At 69.7% G+C, this 19,992-nt stretch carries 18 protein-coding genes; 12 read left to right on the top strand and 6 right to left on the bottom strand.

Annotated features, from left to right (window positions below):
- Positions 1 to 29: 29 nt before the first annotated feature.
- A complete protein-coding gene (locus LDO27_RS18525; protein ID WP_224043319.1) occupies positions 30 to 398 on the top strand; it encodes a hypothetical protein in 369 nt (122 codons plus the stop codon).
- 9 nt (positions 399 to 407) lie between these two features.
- Here the strand turns inward: LDO27_RS18525 and LDO27_RS18520 are convergent, their stop codons facing one another.
- Entirely contained in the window at positions 408 to 1,028 is a 621-nt protein-coding gene (locus LDO27_RS18520) for a ParB-like protein (RefSeq protein ID WP_224043317.1), read from the bottom strand.
- Positions 1,029 to 1,060: 32 nt separating this feature from the next.
- Complete coding sequence (locus LDO27_RS18515) at positions 1,061 to 2,485, bottom strand: BON domain-containing protein (protein WP_224043315.1); 1,425 nt, start codon at positions 2,483 to 2,485, stop codon at positions 1,061 to 1,063.
- Between the two features lie 331 nt (positions 2,486 to 2,816).
- On the opposite strand from LDO27_RS18515, the gene LDO27_RS18510 reads away from it, so the two are divergent.
- The 11 genes from LDO27_RS18510 to LDO27_RS18460 all read left to right on the top strand — a co-directional run bounded on the left by LDO27_RS18510 (position 2,817) and on the right by LDO27_RS18460 (position 15,556).
- Positions 2,817 to 3,386 carry a low affinity iron permease family protein gene (locus tag LDO27_RS18510; RefSeq protein ID WP_377747696.1) on the top strand — a complete coding sequence of 190 codons (570 nt, stop codon included), beginning with the start codon at positions 2,817 to 2,819 and terminating at the stop codon, positions 3,384 to 3,386.
- Between the two features lie 207 nt (positions 3,387 to 3,593).
- On the top strand, positions 3,594 to 4,490 hold the full coding sequence (locus tag LDO27_RS18505; RefSeq protein ID WP_224043314.1) for a hypothetical protein: 897 nt from the start codon (positions 3,594 to 3,596) through the stop codon (positions 4,488 to 4,490).
- Positions 4,491 to 4,572: 82 nt separating this feature from the next.
- Complete coding sequence (locus LDO27_RS18500; protein WP_224043311.1) at positions 4,573 to 7,287, top strand: ABC transporter transmembrane domain-containing protein; 2,715 nt, start codon at positions 4,573 to 4,575, stop codon at positions 7,285 to 7,287.
- A 54-nt stretch (positions 7,288 to 7,341) separates the two neighbouring features.
- Complete coding sequence (locus LDO27_RS18495; protein WP_224043309.1) at positions 7,342 to 7,845, top strand: hypothetical protein; 504 nt, start codon at positions 7,342 to 7,344, stop codon at positions 7,843 to 7,845.
- 235 nt (positions 7,846 to 8,080) lie between these two features.
- Complete coding sequence (locus tag LDO27_RS18490; protein WP_222207374.1) at positions 8,081 to 8,818, top strand: SDR family oxidoreductase; 738 nt, start codon at positions 8,081 to 8,083, stop codon at positions 8,816 to 8,818.
- The gene (locus LDO27_RS18485) at positions 8,809 to 9,456 is read left to right on the top strand and encodes a D-glycero-alpha-D-manno-heptose-1,7-bisphosphate 7-phosphatase (RefSeq protein ID WP_224043307.1); all 648 of its coding nucleotides are present in this window, start codon (positions 8,809 to 8,811) and stop codon (positions 9,454 to 9,456) included. Before LDO27_RS18490 ends, LDO27_RS18485 begins: the two co-directional genes overlap by 10 nt.
- The gene (locus tag LDO27_RS18480; RefSeq protein WP_224043305.1) at positions 9,453 to 10,763 is read left to right on the top strand and encodes a glycosyltransferase family 9 protein; all 1,311 of its coding nucleotides are present in this window, start codon (positions 9,453 to 9,455) and stop codon (positions 10,761 to 10,763) included. Before LDO27_RS18485 ends, LDO27_RS18480 begins: the two co-directional genes overlap by 4 nt.
- 22 nt (positions 10,764 to 10,785) lie before the next feature.
- Positions 10,786 to 12,546, top strand: a complete 1,761-nt coding sequence (locus LDO27_RS18475) for a carbamoyltransferase family protein (RefSeq protein ID WP_224043303.1) — start codon at positions 10,786 to 10,788, stop codon at positions 12,544 to 12,546.
- Entirely contained in the window at positions 12,533 to 13,519 is a 987-nt protein-coding gene (locus LDO27_RS18470; protein WP_224043301.1) for a glycosyltransferase family 2 protein, read from the top strand. Before LDO27_RS18475 ends, LDO27_RS18470 begins: the two co-directional genes overlap by 14 nt.
- Positions 13,516 to 14,616, top strand: a complete 1,101-nt coding sequence (locus LDO27_RS18465; protein WP_224043300.1) for a glycosyltransferase family 9 protein — start codon at positions 13,516 to 13,518, stop codon at positions 14,614 to 14,616. The genes LDO27_RS18470 and LDO27_RS18465 overlap by 4 nt, the downstream gene beginning before the upstream one ends.
- Entirely contained in the window at positions 14,609 to 15,556 is a 948-nt protein-coding gene (locus tag LDO27_RS18460; RefSeq protein ID WP_224043298.1) for a glycosyltransferase, read from the top strand. Before LDO27_RS18465 ends, LDO27_RS18460 begins: the two co-directional genes overlap by 8 nt.
- Positions 15,557 to 15,562: 6 nt before the next feature.
- On the opposite strand, the gene LDO27_RS18455 is transcribed toward LDO27_RS18460, so the two are convergent.
- The 4 genes from LDO27_RS18455 to LDO27_RS18440 form a co-directional block, all read right to left on the bottom strand.
- Positions 15,563 to 16,534 (bottom strand): glycosyltransferase family 2 protein, encoded by a 972-nt coding sequence (locus tag LDO27_RS18455; RefSeq protein ID WP_377747691.1) that lies wholly within the window; start codon positions 16,532 to 16,534, stop codon positions 15,563 to 15,565.
- Complete coding sequence (locus LDO27_RS18450; RefSeq protein WP_222207387.1) at positions 16,531 to 17,265, bottom strand: PIG-L deacetylase family protein; 735 nt, start codon at positions 17,263 to 17,265, stop codon at positions 16,531 to 16,533. The genes LDO27_RS18455 and LDO27_RS18450 overlap by 4 nt, the downstream gene beginning before the upstream one ends.
- A 213-nt stretch (positions 17,266 to 17,478) precedes the next feature.
- The gene (locus tag LDO27_RS18445) at positions 17,479 to 18,588 is read right to left on the bottom strand and encodes a UDP-glucuronic acid decarboxylase family protein (protein WP_224043296.1); all 1,110 of its coding nucleotides are present in this window, start codon (positions 18,586 to 18,588) and stop codon (positions 17,479 to 17,481) included.
- A 13-nt stretch (positions 18,589 to 18,601) separates the two neighbouring features.
- Positions 18,602 to 19,873, bottom strand: coding sequence for a glycosyltransferase family 4 protein (locus LDO27_RS18440; protein WP_222207391.1), 1,272 nt, complete (start codon positions 19,871 to 19,873; stop codon positions 18,602 to 18,604).
- Positions 19,874 to 19,992: the final 119 nt, after the last annotated feature.

The raw sequence follows: 19,992 nt of genomic DNA, 5'->3' as shown, positions 1-19,992 counted from the left end.
GGTAGGGGCCGTATTCCGGGGAGGCAGCCATGCCCGAGCAACTGACGAAGCATCCCGACGTGACATTGCAGGTGCTGCGCAGCGGCGGCGCGCAATGCGGGGCCGGACAGCCGCAGGAGATCCTCAAGGCCTGCCCGGCCGAGCGGTTCTGCAAGCTGCCGGGCGGCGAGATCTGCGTCTACGGTCTCGGGGAGATGGGCCGCATGACGCAGATCAGCGCGGCGGAATGGAAAAGCGCGTTCGCCGCCCTGCCATCCGGCACACCGGCATCTGGCGCGACGCCGGGCGCGGCGGCCGGAGATGGCGTGCCGATGATCGGCGCGGGCTTTATCGCCGGCGCCGCGCTCGCGCTGGCCGTGACGGGCATCCTGCGCCGCCGCAGGCGATCGCCACCGTAGCGCCGCCGGCTATTCGCCGATATACCCCGGCAGCCCGCGCGCCTTTTTGCTGCGCGCGAGCTTGACCGAGTTCGCCAGTGCCAGCGCGAAGGACTCCGTGGTGTCGATCGGTCCCTTGATCTGGCGCCGGAAGAAGTCTGCCCATTTGAAATCGGGATAGGCCTCCTTCACCTTCAGATAGCCGCCGGCGATCTGCGCGAAGGCCTCCAGGCTGCGGTACGGATCGTCGCGCATGTCGGCCACGTGCAGCGGCAGGTCCTCCAGCGGCCGGCGCTTGCCGTGTTCGTCGTAGGGATGCACGAGATGGCGGCGCAGCATGTAGTCCCAGAACTTGTCCCAGGACGCGTGGCTCAGATCCTTGCGCACGATCACGGGGATGGAATCGATGCCCACGTCGTGCCATGCCCGCGCCCAGTGATGATGGTCGACGATGTAGACCGTCGCATCGGGGCCCAGCACGACGTGGATGCGGTGCTTGTCGAAGAACGCCTCCCGTTCCTCGTCGGGGACCTTGCGGGTCGAGACCATCTTGCATTTGACGTGGTGGCTCCCGATCGTCATCTGGGTGGGGCGAAGCTGCGCGATATGCACGCGCAGCTTGCTCCCTTTCTTCATCGTTGTCTCGGCCATGGTCCGTTCCGTGGTCGGCAGGGGCGGCCGATCTAGCCCTGGCTTCCGCTCTTGTTGGTCGAGGTGCTGCTGATACCGGTGGCACCGGTGCCGGCGCCAGTGCCGGCGCCCGCGCTCAGGGACGACGACGATGACAGGCTCGCGCCCCCGGCGGTCGTTGCGCTGCTGGTACCGGGCGTGCCGCCGGTGGTGCCGCGGCTGGTGCCGACCGTGCCGCCCGTGACGCCCAGGCCCGAGGTGCCGCCGCTCATGCCGGCGCCGCCGTAGTCGCCGCCTTCGGAGCCCGCGGCGAAGCCGCTGGACTGCGAGCCGCCCTGGGAGCCGGACTGCGAGCCGGACTCGCGCGACACGCGGATATTGTTCTGCACCTCCTGCACGCCGAAGATATCGTCGGCGATATCCTCGATCGCGTACTTCTCATGGCGTGCACGGACGGTACCGGTCAGCGTGACCACGCCCGACTTGACCTCCACGGATACCTCGCTCACATCCATGGCCGGCGCATCGGCGAGCCGTTCGCACACATCTTCCCGAATGCGCTCGTCCGACCGCTGGTATCCCTTCGGACCCACGCGCCGCTTCTGCTGCTGGTATCCCTGCTGGCCGGCGGCGCCGTAGCTCTCCAGGCCATAGCCGCGCTGTCCGCCCTGTTCCTGGCTGTGGCGATAGCCCGGATCGCCGGGGTACATGCGCTGCCCGCCGCTGAACGACTGGCCGCCCTGGTCGCCGCTGCCGAAGTAGCCGCCGCCATAGCTGGATTGGCCGCCGCGCCGTTCGCTGTCGCGGTTTTCCATGCGGCTCCAGGTTTCCGGGCCACCGCGTCCGCCCTGGCCCATGCCCTGGTTCATGCCTTGGCCCATGCCGCGGCTCTGGCCCATCCCGCCGCCGTAGCCCTGGCGTCCGCCCATGCCGCCGCCGGAGCCCGAGCCCCAGCGCTGGCCGCGGTTCTCGCCCTGATCGGGACCGGAGCGGCCCATGCCGCTGCCACTGCCGCCGCCGCCGCCCGCATCGCGCACGCCATACATGCCATAGCGCGACTCGGCGCCGCGCGGGTCGTAGCCACCGAAGCCGCCGCCGGTGCCGCCGCCGCTGCCGCCGTAGCCGCGGCCGCCACCACCGCCGGCGCCGCCGCGGCTATAGCCGCTGCTGTACGGATTGCCTTCGCCTGTCTCGCCCTGCGAGCCGTAGCGCTGGCCCGAGCCCGCGCGGCGCTGTCCGCCACCCTGATCGCCCTCGTACCAGGGGCTCTGCTGGCCGCTGCCATGGCGCCCGCGCCAGTCCTGGCCCCATTCCTCGCCCCATTCGGTCGGCGGGCTGCCGAAATCCTCGGTGCCGCCGAAGTCGTCTTCCGAGCGGAACTGGTTGCCGCCCGAGCCGCCATAGCCGGACTGGCTACGGCCCGCATTCGTGCTACCGCCGAAGCCGCCGCGAAAGCGCTGGTTGCTGTCGTTTGCCATCTGGTGCTCCTTGATTGCGATGGCGCCCATGCCGGCGCGCCGATTGCAGGATGGCCGGCCTTGTGCCGGCCCGCATTGCCGTGTGCCGCAAGAACCGTACCCCGGGCACGCCGCCGTGCGGGATGGCCGCGGCGCGCACCGTGGCGGGCGGACGCGCGGCCCCAGGGAAAACGCATTTCGCGACCCGCCTTGTAAAAAGTACCGCCGGCGCATCGCACAGGACCGGCGCGCGGGGAGGAACGGAAATTGCCGGTATGCCGGCATACCGCCCCGCGCACGCCGATCCGTGCGCCGCACGGCGGACAACAACATCAGCAGGCAGGAGCGCAGCATGGACACGTCGATGGAAAGCCCGCCGCGGGCGAATCAGGAAACAGCGTCGAGAAAGGGCTGGCATGCCCGGCTGATGCACCGCTTCGATTGCTTCGCGGGCATCGCCACGCGGGGCGCCGGGTCGCCCACGGCGTTCGCGCTGGCGGTGCTGACGGTGGCGCTGTGGGCGGTGACGGGTCCGATGTTCGGCTTCTCCGAAACGTGGCAGCTGGTCATCAATACCGGCACGACCATCATTACGTTCCTGATGGTGTTCCTGATCCAGCAATCGCAGAACAAGGACTCCCTGGCCATTCATCTGAAGCTGAACGAGTTGCTTGCGTCGCACAAGCTGGCGAGCAACCGGCTGGTGGCCATCGAAGACCTGGACGAGGAAGAGCTGAAGAAGCTGGCGGTGTTCTACCGGCGGCTGTCCGAGCTGTCCGAGCGCGACGGCGGCATCGACGAAACGCACGATGTGGAGGACGCCCACGCCAACCAGGCGATCAAGCGCGAAGCGAGCCGGCTGGCGGATCGGCTGGCCAAGGTCGACGAGGACGCGGTCGAGCCCTCGGCGCCGCGCCCCTGACTGTCGTGGCGGCCAGCCATTCTGTCGCCGCATTTGTAGAAGCGAGCATTCCGTGAAATTTTCACATGGCGATGCCGCGCGTTTCATGGAGGGTGGCGCCGCCGTAACCCGGGCGTGGGCAGGGGTGTGCTCGTATCGGCGGGACAAGGGCAGCCCGGCGCGGACCTTGCAAGCGTACCCGGCACCGCCTGATAACGGAGGCAAATCATGTCGTCCATAGTGGCAGGACGTTTTCCGACGTTGCCCGATGCCGAGCGGGCGGCCCGCGAACTCTACGCGCGGGGATTCTCGGTGTGGGACGTATCGATCTTCAGCGTGGGCGGCGATGCCGGCACCGCGCGCGGCAACCGCCCCGCGGGCGTGCTGCTTTCCGCCCGGGCCGAGGGCGAGGCGATGACGCAGGCCGCCGACATTCTCAACGCCGCCGGCGCGCGCGATGTCGAACGCGCGGAAGGGCGCTGGGAGAACGGCCGCTGGACCGACTTCGACCCCGCCGCGCTCACCGTGCCGATGCCAGTGGCGCAGCAGAGTGCCCCGCGCGGCACCGACACTGGCGGCACCGCCCAGGGCTCTCAGCGGCCCGGCCGCGCCTACGACAGCGAAGCCACCGGTACCACGGGCCCGGATAACGCCCGCTCCGGCCAGTTCGGCGCGGCGGCCGTGGAATTTACCGGCAACGAAGATCCGGGCGCGGAGATCGACCAGGCGGTGGGCGAGCGTGCGGCGGAACCATCGGCGCCATCACAACCATCGACATCGTTTCAACGAAAGGACGACACCGTGGCAACAGGCAACGACGACGCGGCCAAGGGCACGCAGCAGGGACAGGGGGCCAACCAGGTGCAGCAGGGGCAAGAGGACGGACAGGGCACTGGCAGCCGCCGCGAGGACTGGGAGCAGGCCGCGTCGTACCGGCCACCGGAGGAGCGCGATACGGGGCCGAACCTCGTGCGCGGCGCCACCACCACGCCGGAACCGCAGGACGACAAGGACATCGACCGCAAGGTACGGCGCGGCGAGTCGCCTCCGGGGGTGGGCGAGCAGCAGTTGCGCGACCCCGGCAACGCGACGCCGGGGGCGCCGCCCGTGGACAACCGCTCCTGATCCGATGCGGATTTCCTTGAGGCCGCGCGCCGGGGGTCTCTCCGGCCTGCCACCTCGGGCTCCGGCGAGCCGGTAGCACGACATGCCCGGTACGCACGCCGCGCCACCACCCGCCTCCAAGCGCCGGATCGCCGCGGAGCTTTGGCGCGCCATCTGGCGCTACCGCCTGCGCGTGGGCATCGCCATCGCCTTGCTGCTGCTGGCCAAGGCCGCGGCGATCGGCGTGCCGCTGGTCCTCAAGCACATCGTCGACGAGGTCGCGCCGGTGGCCACGGGGGCGGCCGCCATGGCCGGCGCGGCGATCTCGATGCCGGTCTTCCTCGTGCTGGCGTACGCCATCCTGCGGCTGCTCGGCAACGCCTTCAACGAACTGCGGGACGTGGTATTCGCCTTCGTCACGCAGCGCACCGTCGCCACCTTCATGGAGCGCACCTTCGCGCATCTGCATGCGCTGGGCGCGCGCTTCCATTCGCGCCGCGAAACCGGCGGCGTGATCCGCGATCTGGAGAAGGGCACGGCCGCGATCGGCTTCCTGCTGGGCGTGGCGGTCTTCACCATCGTGCCGACGCTGATGGAGATCGCCTCGGTGCTGGTCATCATGATCGCCGCCTACGGGGCCAGCTTCGCGCTGATCATTCTCGGCACCTTCGTGCTGTACGCGAGCTACACCTTCGTGCTGACACGGCGGCGCACCCGCATCCAGCGCAAGGTCAACGCGGTGGAGGCCCAGACCAACAGCCGGGTGGTAGACAGCCTGCTGAACTACGACACGGTCAAGTTCTTCGCGCGCGAGTCGTTCGAGACGCGGCGCCTGTCGACGCTGCTGGACCGCTGGGTTGGCGTCAGCGTGGAGAACCAGTACGCGCTGTCGTCGCTGCATATCGGCCAGAGCGCGTGCATCGCGGTGGGCGTGGCGATGGTCATGCTGCTGGCGACGCAACGCGTCGTGCAGGGCGCGCTGACGGTGGGCGACCTGGTGCTGATCAACGCGTACATCATCCAGGTGGTGCTGCCGCTCAATACGCTGGGCTTCATCTTCCGCGAGTCGAACGACGCCATGACCCAGGTCGAGCGCCTGTTCGCGCTGCTCGACGCCCATGGCGCGCCGGGCGAGGACCACGACGCGCCAGGGGCGCGGCCGCTGGTGATCACGCGCGGCGAAATCGTGTTCGACCACGTCAACTTCAGCTACGACCCCAGCCGGCAGACGCTGTGGGATGTGAGCTTCAAGGTCGGCGCCGGCCAGACGGTGGCCGTGGTCGGGGGCAGCGGCTCGGGCAAATCGACGCTGGCGCGGCTGCTGTTCCGTCTCTATCAACCCGACAGCGGCGCGATCAAGATCGATGGCCAGGACCTGCGCCTGGTGACGCAGTCCAGCCTGCGCGAAGTGATCGGCATCGTGCCGCAGGACACCATCCTGTTCAACGACACCATCGCCTACAACATCGGCTATGGGCGCGAGGGCGCGACGCGCTCGGACATCGTCGCGGCGGCGCGCGCGGCGCAGCTCGAATCGTTTGTCGACCGCCTGCCCGATACCTACGAGACGCCGGTGGGCGAGCGTGGCGTGCGCCTGTCCGGCGGTGAGCGCCAGCGCGTGGCCATCGCCCGCGCCCTGCTGAAGAAGCCGCCCATCGTGGTCTTCGACGAGGCCACCTCCGCGCTGGATACGCGCTCGGAGCGGGCGATCCAGCAGGAGCTGGCCGAGGTCGCCAAGGAGCGCACCGCGCTGATCATCGCGCACCGTCTGTCCACCATCGCGGATGCCGACCATATCCTCGTGATGGAGCACGGCCGCATCGTGGAGGAGGGCGACCACCAGACGCTGCTGGAAAAGCGCGGCGTCTACGCGCAGATGTGGCGCCTGCAACAGCAGCAGCGCGAACTGGAGCGCACCGAGCAGCGGCTGGCGCTGCAACCCATCCGCCTGGAGCTGATCGTGGCCGGCGTCATCGACGGCCTGCGCGAGACCATCGCCGAGCGCCAGGTCAATCTGTTTACCGTCTCCAGCGAGACCGAGCTGAGCATTACCGGCGATCCCGGCATGCTGCAGAAGGCGATCTGGGACCTGTGCAACCTGATCATCGACGGCATCGAACCGGGCGGCCGGGTGGAGCTGCGGCTGGAGCGGCAGGGCGGCGAGGCCTGCATGCGCGTGTCCGCGCCCGGCCGCGAGATGCCGCTGCAGGACGTGCAGGGCATGCAGGCCTGGCTTGGCGAGCACGGCATCGCGCTCACCGCGGACCCGGCCGCGCACGCCTTCCTGCTCAGCATGCCGCTGCGGCCGGTGCGCGAAACGCCGGCACTGCCGCCGGTCGTGCCCACCGAGAGCGCCCCCTTGCTGGAGTCCAATGCCTTGCAGGGATTGCGCATTCTGGTACTGGACGACGACGAGCCCACGCGCGAGGTGCTGACCGCCGCGCTGGGCGACTTCGGCGCGCAGGCCACCGCCTTCGCCCGCGGCGACGAGCTGATCGCGACGCTGCGCGCGGAGTCGCCCGCGGACTGGCCGCCGGTGCTACTTTGCGATATCGCGCTCGATGACGAAGACGGCTATACGGTGCTGCGCCGCGTGCGCCGGCTGGAGACCGAGTGCAACGTGCCACTGTCGCGGCGCCTGACGGCCATCGCGCTGTCCGGGCATGCCGAGGCGCAGGACCGCATCCGCGCGATGATGGCCGGCTTCCAGCTGTATCTGTCCAAGCCGGTGCAGGTCGGCGAACTGGTGGCGGCGATCCGCTCGCTCGCCCGCATGCGCGACCCCGACGCGTTGGCGCCGACCCGGCCGCCGAACTGATTTTCCGCAATACCTGTCCCCCATCCCCCGTTTTTCATTCTTCCAGGAGTCACCATGGAGCATCTGTCGTCGGAACCGAACCGCGCCGCGGGCGCCAGCCGATTCGCCAACCTTCACTGTGCCCGCCGCGCCGTCCAGATGGCGCTGCCCATGCTCGAGGCCGCCGTGCGCGACCGCGACGTGGGTGAAAGCGGCTTTCTGCACGTGGTGGTGATGGACCCCGCCAGGCATCCGTCGGAGTGCACGTTCGAGGAGGCGATCCTGCATGAGTTCTCGACCCCGGGCCGCGAGCGCTGGGATGCCGACTATGCGTGGTATGCGCGCGAGAAGGCCCGGGTGAGCTGGCGCACCGGCCTCGCCAGCGACCACGTGCAGGCGCGCTTTCCCCATCTGTTGCGCGAAGGCGAGTCGATGCTCGGCGGCGCCGCCGTCCATCACGGCATCGTGGTAGCGGTCAGCGGCGCCAATCCCTGGTTCGACGAGGCATTCGCCGAATGCGTGGCGTCGCTGATGCGCGGCATCGCGCAATCGCGCCTGCGCCAGGCGCTCGCCGGCTGAGCGGCGCTGCAGTTTTTACCACTACCGGCACAAACGGCAGCGCCATACCGGAAAAAACTGCTGCTGCCTTAGAAGTCGCTTTTGAATCAACGCGTTATCACGGCGCCCCGGCTGGCATGCAATTCGCTGAACCGGTGATGCGGCAAACGAACCCGGACGGCCCCGCGCCGTCCACACAGGGCGGCCGCATCACGCATTCCTCCATTCACCCATCAGCGAACAAGGGATCTCAGCCATGAACGATGCGACGCAAGGCCTGCAAGGCAAGGCCTTTCTGGTGACCGGTGGCGGGCAGGGGCTCGGCGCGGCGATTTGCCAGATGCTGGCCGAAGCCGGTGCGAACCTGGTGGTCGCCGACGTGAACGAGCGCCGCGCGCGCGACTGCGCCGAGCGGTTGGGACAGGGCAGCGAGCACACCTACGCGCTCGGCTTCGACGTGGCCGATCCGGCCGCGGTGCGCGCCGCGCTGGACCAGGTGCGCGAGCGCACCGGCCGCATCGACGGCATCGTCAATAACGCGGCCATCGATATCACGCTGCCCGTGGACGAGGTGGACAACGAGCAGTGGCACCGCGTACTGATGGTCAACCTCTATGGCCCGTATCTGATGTCGAGCGCCGTGGTCCCGATGATGAAGGCCCAGGGCAGCGGGCATATCGTCAATATCGCTTCGACGGCATCCAAGCGCGCCTGGCCCAATGCGTCGGCCTACCACGCCACCAAGTGGGGCCTGCTGGGCCTGTCGCATGCATTGCATGCCGAACTGCGGCCCCATGGCATCAAGGTGTCCGCCATCGTGGCCGGCGGCATGCGCACGCCGTTCCTGCTGGACCGCTTTCCCGATATCGACGAATCGACGCTGCAAGACCCGGCCAGCGTGGCGCGCGCGGTGCGCTTCGTGCTGACCCAGCCCGAGGAAACGGTGATTCCGGAGGTGATGGTGCTGCCGATGAAGGAAACCTCATGGCCGTAATCGCACGCACCGCGCCGGCGGCCGCGGACGCCGGGCGCCGCCCCGGCGTGCTGCTCGACAAGGACGGCACGCTGCTGGTCAACGTGCCGTACAACGTCGACCCGGCGCATATGCGGCTGGCCCCGCAGGCCGCCGAGGCGCTGCGCCGCCTTGGCGAGCTGGGCCTGCCGCTGATCGTGGTGTCGAACCAGCCGGGTATCGCGCTGGGCCGCTTCGCGCCGCAGGCGCTGGAGGCGGTGCGGCAGCGCCTGGCCGAACTGTTCGAAGCCAACGGCGCGGTGCTGGCCGACTTCCTGTACTGCCCGCACCATCCCGAGGGCCAGGTCCTCGCGTACGCGGGCCGTTGCCGCTGCCGCAAGCCCGGCACCGCGATGCTCGAGGAGGCAGCCGTGAGGCATGGGCTGGATTTGCGCCGCTCGTGGATGGTGGGCGACATCCTCGACGACGTGGAGGCCGGCCGCGCCGCCGGCTGCCGCGCCATCCTCGTGGACTGCGGCAACGAGACCGAATGGGTGCGCTCGCCGCTGCGCACGCCGGACTATGTGGTGGCCGACCTGGATGCCGCGGCCCGCATCGTCGCGGCGGACGCAGTGATGGGCGCGGCCCGCACCGCGCTGTCCGAGGCGGTGGCGTCATGAGCGCGTGGAGCGCCGCACGGCGCATCCTGTGCATCCGGCTGGACAATATGGGCGACGTGCTGATGAGCACGCCGGCGATGCAGGCCCTGAAGGAGTCGGCCCCCGGCCGGCATATCACGCTGCTCACTTCGCATGGCGCCGCCAGCCTGGCGCGCCATCTGCCGATGGTGGACATGGTGTGGGCCTGGGATGCGCCGTGGGTCAAGCACGGCAGCGGCGTCTCCCGCCAGCGCGGTGGCGATGGCGCGGACCGCGCCGACACGGCGATGATGCAGTGGGTGCAGCGCATCGCGGCGGGACGCTTCGACGCCGCGGTCATCTTTACCGTCTATAGCCAGAGTCCGCTGCCCGCGGCGCTGCTGTGTACGACGGCCGGCATTCCGCTGCGCCTGGCGCATTGCCGCGAGAACCCCTATGACCTGCTGACCGACTGGGTCCGCGAGACCGAGCCGCACGAGCAGGTCCGCCACGAGGTGCAGCGGCAACTGGACCTGGTCGCCACCGTGGGCGCGGACGTTGCGGATACGCGCCTGCGCTTCCAGGTCCAGCCCGCGGACCAGGACAATGTCGCACGCCGGCTCCTCGCGCTGGATCCGTTGCGCATGCCGGGCGCAGGCCCGATGCCGCCCTGCGTGGTGGTCCATCCCGGCGCCACCGCGGCCTCGCGCCGCTGGCCGCCAGAGCGCTTCGCCGAGGTGGCGCGCGCGCTGGCAAGCCGCACCGGCGCGCTGGTGCTGGTCACCGGCAGCAACGGCGAGGCGCCGCTGGTCGAGGCGGTGCGCAAGCTGGCCGCCCATCCGCGCGTGCTGGGCCAGGCCGGCGCCCTGACGCTGGGCGAGATGGGGGCGCTCATCCAGAGTGCCGACGTGCTGGTATCGAACAACAGCGGGCCGGTGCATCTGGCAGCCGCGCTGGGCACGCCCGTGGTGGATCTGTATGCGCTGACCAACCCGCAGCACACGCCGTGGCAGGTGCCCCACCGCACGCTGTTTGCGGACGTGCCGTGCCGCTACTGCTACAAGAGCGTCTGCCCACAGCAGCACCATCGCTGCCTGGCGGACGTGACGCCGCAGGAAGCCATCGACGCCACGCTGGCATTGCTGGCCGCCGCGCGCGCCGACGCGGGCACGGGCGGGATGGTCGCGTCCGATCTCGCCACGGTGCCGCTGCGGCCGGCGCTGGCTGCCGGCGTCGAACGCAGGATCGATGCATCCGCGCTCGCGCTGACGCGGCCCCCCGTGCATGAGAACGCCGCCGGCCCGGCAGGCACGGCCTACGCGGCAATCGCCACCTCGCTGGCAACGTGATCACCCCCGGAGGATCGGTCCCATGTACACCCTTGGAATCAATGCGGCATTTCATGACACGGCAGCCTGTCTGGTGCGCGACGGCGTCGTGATCGCCGCCGCGGAAGACGAGCGCTTCACGCACATCAAACATGGCAAGCGGCCGGTGCCGTTCAGTGCCTGGGAGCTGCCTTACCACGCGATCGACTATTGCCTCGCGCAGGCGGGCATCACGCTGGCCGACGTGGACCATATCGCCTACTCCTACGACCCCGCCATCCAGCTCGGGGAGCGGCGCGGGGACGAGACACTGACCCTGCCGCTGGAGCCGTCCCGGCACGCGCGGCCCACCGCCACCGGGTCGCCATGGGACCCGCTGTTCCTGTCCTACGTGGTCAACGCTCCGCGCCTGCTGACCTCCGGCGTGCCGCATCATCTGTCGCGCCGCTTCGCCGGCGTGACCGCGGACGGCCCCTTCCGTTGGCATTTCGTCGAGCACCATATGTCCCACGAGGCCAGCGCCTTTCTCGCCGCGCCCTTCGACCGCTGCGCGGTGCTGACGATGGACGGCCGCGGCGAGCGCGCCACCACCAGCTATGGCGTCTTCGACGGGCGGGAGTATCGCCGCATCAAGCAGATCGACCTGCCCGATTCGCTGGGCCTGTTGTACGAGCGCGTCACGCGCCATCTCGGCTTCCTGCATTCGTCCGACGAGTACAAGGTGATGGCGCTCGCCTCGTATGGCGAGCCCACGCGCATCGACGTGTTCCGCGACATGGTGCGCACCGACCGCGAGGGTGGCTATCGCGTGGCGCAGTTCGACCTGGAGAGCGTGCTCGGGCCGGCACGGGTGCGCGGCAGCGCGTTCGAGGCCGAGCACTTCAATATCGCGCGCTCCCTGCAGGCGGTACTCGAGGAAACCGTGCTCACCATGACGGAGTGGCTGGCCAACGAGACCGGCGAGCGCAATCTCGCCATGGCCGGAGGTGTCGCGCTGAACTGCGTGATGAACGCTCGCGTGCGCGACCGCAGCCCGTTCGACGGGGTGTGGGTCCAGCCCGCCGCGGGCGATGCGGGCACGGCGCTGGGCGCGGCGCTGTGGATCGACTACCAGCAGCGCGGCCGCCCCTCGCGGAACTGGTCGATGGAGCACGCGTACCTGGGCCCCGAGTATTCGGAGCAGGATATTGCCGCCTTCCTGGACCAGGCCAAGCTGTCCTACCGCCGGATGGACGACGTGGCCGAGGAAACCGCGGCGCTGCTGGCGGAGAACAAGATCATCGGCTGGTTCCAGGGCCGGATGGAGTTCGGCCCGCGCGCGCTCGGCGCTCGCTCGATCCTGGCCTCGCCGATCGACCCGACCATGCAGCAGCGCCTGAACGAGATCAAGGATCGCGAGGACTTCCGTCCGGTGGCGCCGGTGGTGATGGAAGAACGCGTGGCGGACTGGTTCGACGCGACCAAGCCGGGCGACTGGCGTGCGCCGTTCATGCTCTTCATCTTCGACGTCCGCCCGGGGCGCGAGAGCCTGATTCCGGCGGTGCGCCACGTGGACGGCACCGCGCGCGTGCAGACCGTCAGGCGCGAGCAAAATCCCGCCTACTACGACCTGCTGGCGGCGTTCGAGCGGCGCACGGGTGTGCCCGTGCTGGTCAACACGTCGTTCAATACACGGGGCGAGCCCATCGTGTGCACGCCGCGCGACGCGGTCGAGTGCTTCTGGACCTCGCCGCTGGACGCGCTGGTGATCGGCCCGTTCCTGCTGGAGAAGTCGCGGCCGGAGGACAACCGTGCACGCGCCTGAGCCCGTCATCTCGGTGGTCGTGCCCACCTACCGGCGGCCCGACCTGTTGCGCCGCTGCCTTGAGGCGCTGTGCGCCCAGGACCTGGAGGGGCAGCCGTACGAGGTGATCGTCTGCGACGACGGCTGCCAGCGCGAAGTGGAAGACGTCGTGCGCGAGCTGGCTTCGGCCAGCGTGCATGGTGTGCTGCGCTACACGCCGGTGCCCGAGACGCAGGGCCCGGCGGGCGCGCGCAATCTCGGCTGGCGCATGGCCAGAAGCCCCGTGGTGGCATTCACCGACGACGACACCATCCCGGACCGGCACTGGTTGCGCGAAGGCCTCGCGGCGATGGCCGCATCGCCGCAGTCCAGCGGGATGTCCGGCCGCGTGGTGGTGCCGCTGCCGGCGCGGCCGACCGACCACGAGCGCGATACCGGCGGACTCGCCACGGCGGAGTTCGTCACCGCGAACTGCTTCGTGCGCCGGGAGGCGCTGCTGCGCATCGGCGGCTTCGACGAACGCTTTACCCGCGCGTGGCGCGAGGATTCGGACCTGCAGTTCCGTCTGATGGAGTTGGCCGGTCCCATCGGCCGCGCGGAGCGGGCGGTGGTCACGCATCCGGTGCGGCCCGCGCGCTGGGGCAGCAGCATCGCGGCGCAGGCCAAGGTGTATTACGACGCGCTGCTCTACAAGAAGCATCCGCGGCTGTATCGCACGCGCATCCGGCCGGTACCGCCCTGGAACTACTACGTGACCGTGCTGGCGCTGCTCGTGTCGCTGGGCGCGGGCCTGGCCGGCGAGCCGTCGGTCGCCGTGCCGGCGCTTGGCGTGTGGGCGGCCTTTACGCTGTGGTTCTGGCTGCGGCGGCTGCGCGGCGCGGCGCTGACACCCGCGCATGTGGCGGAGATGTTCGTCACCTCGATCCTGATCCCGCCGCTGTCGATGTACTGGCGGCTGCGCGGCGCGCTCGACTTCCGGGTGGCCTTCCTATGACGGACGCCACCGTGCCGGCCGTGCCGTCTTCTTCATCGTCCGGGCGGCGGCGCATCGCCGTGTTCCGCGCGCTGCAGCTTGGCGACATGCTGGTCGCGGTACCGGCGCTGCGCGCGCTGCGCCAGGGCGAACCGGACGCGCATATCACGCTGATCGGCCTGCCGTGGGCGCAGGCGTTCGTGGACCGCTTCGCGCCCATGGTCGACGAACTGATGGTCTTCCCGGGGGCGCCCGGCATGCCCGAGCAGCCCTGGCGCGAGGACGAGAGCGAAGCGTTCTACGCCGGCGCCCGGGAGCGCCGCTTCGATCTGGCGATCCAGCTGCATGGCAGCGGGCTGGTGAGCAACGAGGTCACGCGCCGGCTCGGCGCGCGGCGCATGGCGGGCTTTCGGCCGATCGGGTCCGCGCAGCCGTCCGGCGCCGGCGCGCACGGCAACGAGACGCTGATCGACTGGCCTGGCGGCAACGAGGTGGAGCGTCTGCTGTCGCTGATCACCGCGCTGGGCTATCCCGCCGCGGGGACGCATCTGGACTTCCCGCTGAGGCCGGCCGATGAAGCCGGCTGGCGCGAACTGGCCGCGCGGCATGGCCTGGAAGCGGGCCGCTATGTCTGCATCCATCCGGGCGCGCGCATGCTGTCGCGGCGCTGGCCGGTCGAGCGCTTCGCCGCGGCGGCCAGGGTGCTGGGCGAGGACTGGCGCATCGTGCTGACCGGCTCCACCGACGAGATGCCGCTGGCGCGGCGCTTCTGCGAGGCGTTCGGCGCGCCGGTGGTCGACCTGTGCGGACAGACCACGCTCGGCACCATGGCCGCGGTGGTCGCGCATGCGCGCCTCGTGCTGTGCAACGACACCGGCGCCTCGCATATCGCCGCGGCCGTGCGCACCCCCAGCGTGGTGGTGTCCTGCGGCAGCGACAGTGCCCGCTGGGCGCCGCTGGATGCACGGCGCCATATCGTGCTGGCGGACCATCCTTCGTGCCGCCCGTGCTTCCATCAAGAATGCCCCATCGGCCATGTCTGCGCGCAGCGCATCACGGTGGACGCCGTGATCGCCGCGGCGCGGCGCGTGGCGGCCAAGGAGTCGGTCCATGCCTGAGCGTTTGCGCATCCTTACCTGGCACGTGCACGGCAACTATCTGTACTACCTGTCGCAGATGCCACACGAGCTGTATCTGGTCACCAAGCCCGGCTCGCCCCCCGGCTATGCCGGCGCCGGCGGCGCCTTGCCCTGGGGGCCCAACGTGCGCGAGGTACCTTACGAGCAGGTGCGCGACACGCAGTTCGACTGCGTGCTGTACCAGCACCACAGCCACTACGAACGCGACCGGCACGAGTTGCTGAGCGAGGCGCAACGGCAACTGCCGACGGTCTTCATCGAACACGACCCGCCCCAGCAGCATCCGACCGCGACCCTGCACCCGGTGCAGGATCCCCGCGTGCTGCTCGTGCACGTGACGCCGTTCAACGCGCTGATGTGGGACAACGGCGTCACGCCGACGCGCGTGATCGAGCATGGCGTGCTGGTCGATCCGCAGGTGCGCTACACGGGCGAACTCGAGCGCGGCATCAGCGTCGTCAACAATCTGACCCGGCGCGGACGCAGGCTCGGTGCCGACGTGTTCGCACAGGCGAGAGAGCAGGTGCCGCTCGATCTGGTCGGCATGGCGGCCGAGGAGGCCGGGGGGCTGGGCGAGGTTCCCAATCCGGAACTGGCCGGTTTCGTCTCGCGCTACCGCTTCTTCTTCAACCCGATCCGCTATACCAGCCTGGGCCTTGCCGTGGTCGAGGCGATGGCGATCGGCATGCCGGTGATCGGTCTTGCTACCACGGAGATGAGCACGGCCATTTCCAACGGCCGCAACGGCTTCGTCGATACGCGGGTGGACCGCCTCGTCGAGATCATGAAGGCGCTGCTCGCCGATCCGGCCCTGGCCGTGCAGTGGGGCGAGCAGGCGCGCCGCACGGCGCGCGAGCGCTTTGCGATCGAGCGCTTCGTCGACGACTGGGACCGCGCGCTGCGAATGGTAGCGGGCTGAGGCCGGCTAGAGGCTGAAGTCGGCGTCGGGGCCGGGACGATACAGCGCATCGGCATCGACGACGCGCCGCCGCATCTTTTCCACCGATGCAGGGATCACCGTCCGCTCCCGCACGATCCACGGCAAGGCGCTGGCCAGTTCCACGCAGCCGGCAAGGCCGCCCTCGCGCAGTAGCGCCGGCAGGGTACGCATGGTTTCGCGCAGGGCGGCGCCCGCCGGCAGCCGCAGCCACGCCGACCAGATCGCATTGCGCGCCATCAGCTTGCGGCGCAGCTGGTGCGAGCGGACAGGGCACGGGTGATGGTAGGCCAGGACCTGCGGCGAATAGATGAGGTGCCAGCCGCGCGAGGCGAGGTCCAGCGCCAGCAGTGTTTCCTCGCCGCCGATGAACAGGCGCGGGTGGTAGCCGCCGGCCGCGCGGAATGCCGAAGTGCGGAAGATCGTGGCGCCCGCCAGCAGGCCGAGAATGGCGCGGCCGGGCAGGCCGTCGGAGGGCAGGGGGCTGGACGCCATCACCTCGCTGGTCGGATCCGGCTCCAGGCGGCCGCCGTCGCGCATCACCATCAGCCGGGCGGTCATCGCGCCCACGTCCGGATAGCGGTCGAGGATGTCGGCGGCTCTCGCCAGTGCGCCGGGATGCCACCAGGTGTCGTCGTCGCAGAATGCGACGTAGCGGGTGGCGGCCCAGTCTGCGCCGATATTGCGTGCTGCGGCACCGAGGTTGACCGGCACACGCAGCAGCGCGAAATCGCGGAAATCGCGCCGCACCATTTGCGCCGTGCCGTCCTCGGAGCCATTGTCGACTACCGCGACGGCCGGCCGTTCGGGCAGTCCGCGCAGCCGCTGCAGTGTCGCACGCAGCCACTCGCGCCGGTTGTGGGTCAGCACCACGACGCTGACGCGCTGGTCGTGCTGCTTCCTTCCCAATCCGTCGCCGTCGCCGCCGGCCCCCGCCGACGGCATCGCGTCGTCCGTCACTCGTGACCCTCGGTCGCCAGCGCCGGCTGCCACTCCTCACGCTTGTCCGAGACGCTTTCCCACTGCCAGTAGCGCTCGGGTGCGCTCAGGTCGCTCAGCGTGGCTGAGTCGAACATGGCCAGCTGGGACTCGTAGGCATTGCAGGCCCTCGCCTTGGTGGCGGTGTGCTCACCGATGGCCAGGTCCACGGGCGTCGAGACGATGCCGTTGTCGTGCCAGCGCGCCAGCAACTGGTGCAGCATGCCGGGCTTGCGGCGGTAAATGGCCTCTTCGTAATAAAGCCACGGCGGCCCGTCGCGGTCGCGCACCTGCCACAGGCGGGCGCACGCATCGTGGGTCAGTACGTGGTCGGAGTGGAACAGTCCGCACGGCACGACCACAGCGCAGGCGTTGTGCACGGCGATGGCCGGGGCGAGGCGCGCGGCGATCTCCGAGGCGGTGTGGCGGCGGCCATACTGGCTGTCGAAAAAATCGAGCCATACCGGCGTGGCGTCGAGCGCGGCCAGCGCCCGCCGGTCTTCCTCGCGGCGTGCATGCATGGACTGCGCCGCGGTAGTGAAGCCGGCGTGCCGGTCCCAGTCGGGCGCGGCCATGCCGGCGTCGGGAATCCCGGCGAAGACCGTGATCACGATGGAGCCGGGGCAGGCGGCCAGCAGGTTGCCGCAACTGAACACGGCATCGTCGAGGTGCGGCGATACCACCACGAGCGGAACGGAAACCGAAAGAGGCATGGCGTCAGCTGGGGTCTGGACGGACCTCATTGCCGCAAGGATCGGGCCACGCCGGCACTACCGTGAGGGAGCGCCGGGAACGGTGTGCGAAGCAGTCCGCGGCCCAGTAAATCTTGCAGGGAAGGGAAGCGATGGCTTCACCGGGGGTCCTGCCGCGTGCACGCGGCAGGCTCCGGGCATCGCCGCGTTGGGAAAGATAGGTAACGCTGGCGGTCATTTTGGCATCCCGGTGGCGAGCCGTGCCGCGCCCGCGCCTTTTGCGCGCAGCGGTGTGGCCGGCGCCGCGTTCGTCGGGCCGATCGCCACCGCCGGCTCGTTGGACGCGGGCGGGACGGTGGCTATTGTCGTGTTGCCCTCGCGCGTGGCTACGTTGGCCCGCGGCCGCGCGGCGAAGTAGGCCACCGTGCGGCGCAGTCCTTCGGCCAGCGGCACGCGGGGCGTCCATTGGAGGATCTCGCCCGCCGCCGTGATGTCGGGGCAGCGCTGGCGCGGATCGTCCTCCGGCAGCGGCCGCATCACGATGGGCGACTGCGAGCCCGTGGCCAGCAGCACCTGGCGCGCGATGTCCAGCATGCTCATCTCGCACGGGTTGCCCAGGTTGATCGGCGTGCCGCGCGCGGCCGGCGCGTTCATCAGCCGGATCAGCCCCTCGATCAGATCGTCCACGTAGCAGAACGAGCGCGTCTGCGCGCCATCGCCGTAGACGGTCAGCGGCTCGCCCGCCAGCGCCTGCGTGATGAAGTTGGATACCACGCGCCCGTCGTTGGGATGCATGCGCGGACCATAGGTATTGAAGATGCGGGCGATGCGCACATCCACCGCGTGCTGGCGATGGTAGTCCATGAACAGCGTCTCGGCGCAGCGCTTGCCCTCGTCGTAGCACGAACGGCGGCCGATGGGATTGACATGGCCCCAGTAGGACTCCTGCTGCGGATGCATCTCCGGATCGCCATAGACCTCGCTGGTGGAGGCCTGCAGGATGCGCGCCTTCACGCGCTTGGCCAGTCCCAGCATGTTGATGGCGCCGTGCACGCTGGTCTTGGTGGTCTGCACCGGGTCGCTCTGGTAGTGCACGGGCGAGGCGGGGCAGGCGAGGTTGTAGATCTCGTCGACTTCCACGTACAGCGGGAACGTGATGTCGTGCCGCATCAACTCGAAGTTCGGCTCGCGCAGCAGGTGGGCGATATTGTCCTTGCTGCCGGTATAGAAGTTGTCGACGCACAGCACGTCGTGGCCGGCCTGCACCAGCCGGTCGCACAGGTGGGAGCCGAGAAAGCCGGCGCCCCCGGTCACCAGGATGCGGCGGCGATGGGATTCCTTCATGGCGACTCCTCTCTCAGGCGGCGGCCTGCGGCGTCTGCGCCGTGGTGTCGGCCTGCTGGCCGGCAAGCCGGGCGTAGACCGCTTCCATCCGCTGCGCGACGCTGGCCCATGTGAAATGCGCATGGGCGCGCCGGCGGCCCGCCGCGCCCATGCGCTCGGCCAGCGCGGGATCTGTCGCCAGCCGGGCGAGCCGCGCGGCCAGCGCCGAGGGTTCGCGCGGCGGCACCAGGTAGCCGGTGCGCCCGTTGAGCACCGTCGAGCGGATGCCGCCCACCGATGCGCCCACCACCGGAATGCCGCAGGCCATGGCCTCGACCGGCGTGATGCCGAAGGGCTCGTACCACGGCGTGGTGACGAAGACGTTCGCCGCGCTGTAGTACAGGCGCAGCATGTCGCGGCCGCGGCGGCCGACGAAGGTCACGCAGTCCTCCACGCCCTGCTCGCGCGCGATGCCCTGCAGGCGCCCGATCTCGGGCGTGGCCTCGGCGCTGGGCTGATCCGAATTGCCCCCGACCACATACAGGTGGGCCTTGATGCCGTACTCGCGGCGCAGGCTGCCGATGGCCTGCACCACGTTGTCGATGCCCTTGCGCGGAACCATGCGGCCCAGTTGCAGCACGGAGAACTCGCGCTGCTGCCAGCCCAGTTCCTCGCGTGCCTTGGCCCGCGGCACCGGAGAGAACTCGTCGGCATCGAAGCCGCAGGGGATGGTCTCGATGCAGCTCGGCTTCGCCTCGTAGAGCTTGATCAGGTCGTGCCGGTCCTGCGGGCATTCGGAAATCACGCAGTCCGACTCGCGCACGAGGCGCTCTTCGATCTCGAAGCGGCTGTCGGGAAAGCCGTCCGCCGTGCCCTGGTGCAGGCGCCGCACCTTGCCCAGCGCATGGAACGTCGTGACCAGCGGTGTGCCCAGGGTCTGTTTCGCCCGCAATGCTGCCAGCCCGGACATGAAGAAGTTGGCGTGCATCACCATGTACCCCGCGCGGTCGCGGCCCATGAAGTCGGCAAGGAAGTCGCCGAACGCTTCCATATAGGGAAGCAGCTGCTCCTTGGGCACGTGCACGGCGGGGCCTGCGGGAACATGGATCACGCGGACATTCGGCGCCATCCACACGATGTCGGGAAGCAGGGCCTTGTCGCGCCGGGTGAAGACGTCGACCGGGTAACCACGTTTTGCCAGATGCCGCGCCAACTGCGCCACGTAGATATTCTGTCCACCGCTGTCCACACTGCCTGGGCCTGCCAGTGGCGACGCATGTTCGCTGATGAGCGCGATTTTCTGCATAGTTGGCTCCGAAGAGTCGAGCCGCAGCCCGGGGTAGCCGCACTCCGCCCGCCTCTGGAGAACACTTCTGCAGCTTGCATGCCAACAGTGGCGCGCGCGTCGCAGAAGCGAAGGCCGGG

It is taken from the genome of Cupriavidus respiraculi (assembly GCF_914271545.1).
Classification (GTDB): domain Bacteria; phylum Pseudomonadota; class Gammaproteobacteria; order Burkholderiales; family Burkholderiaceae; genus Cupriavidus; species Cupriavidus respiraculi.
Note: the sequence above shows the minus strand (reverse complement) of the source record. Positions and strands in the feature narration are given on the sequence as shown.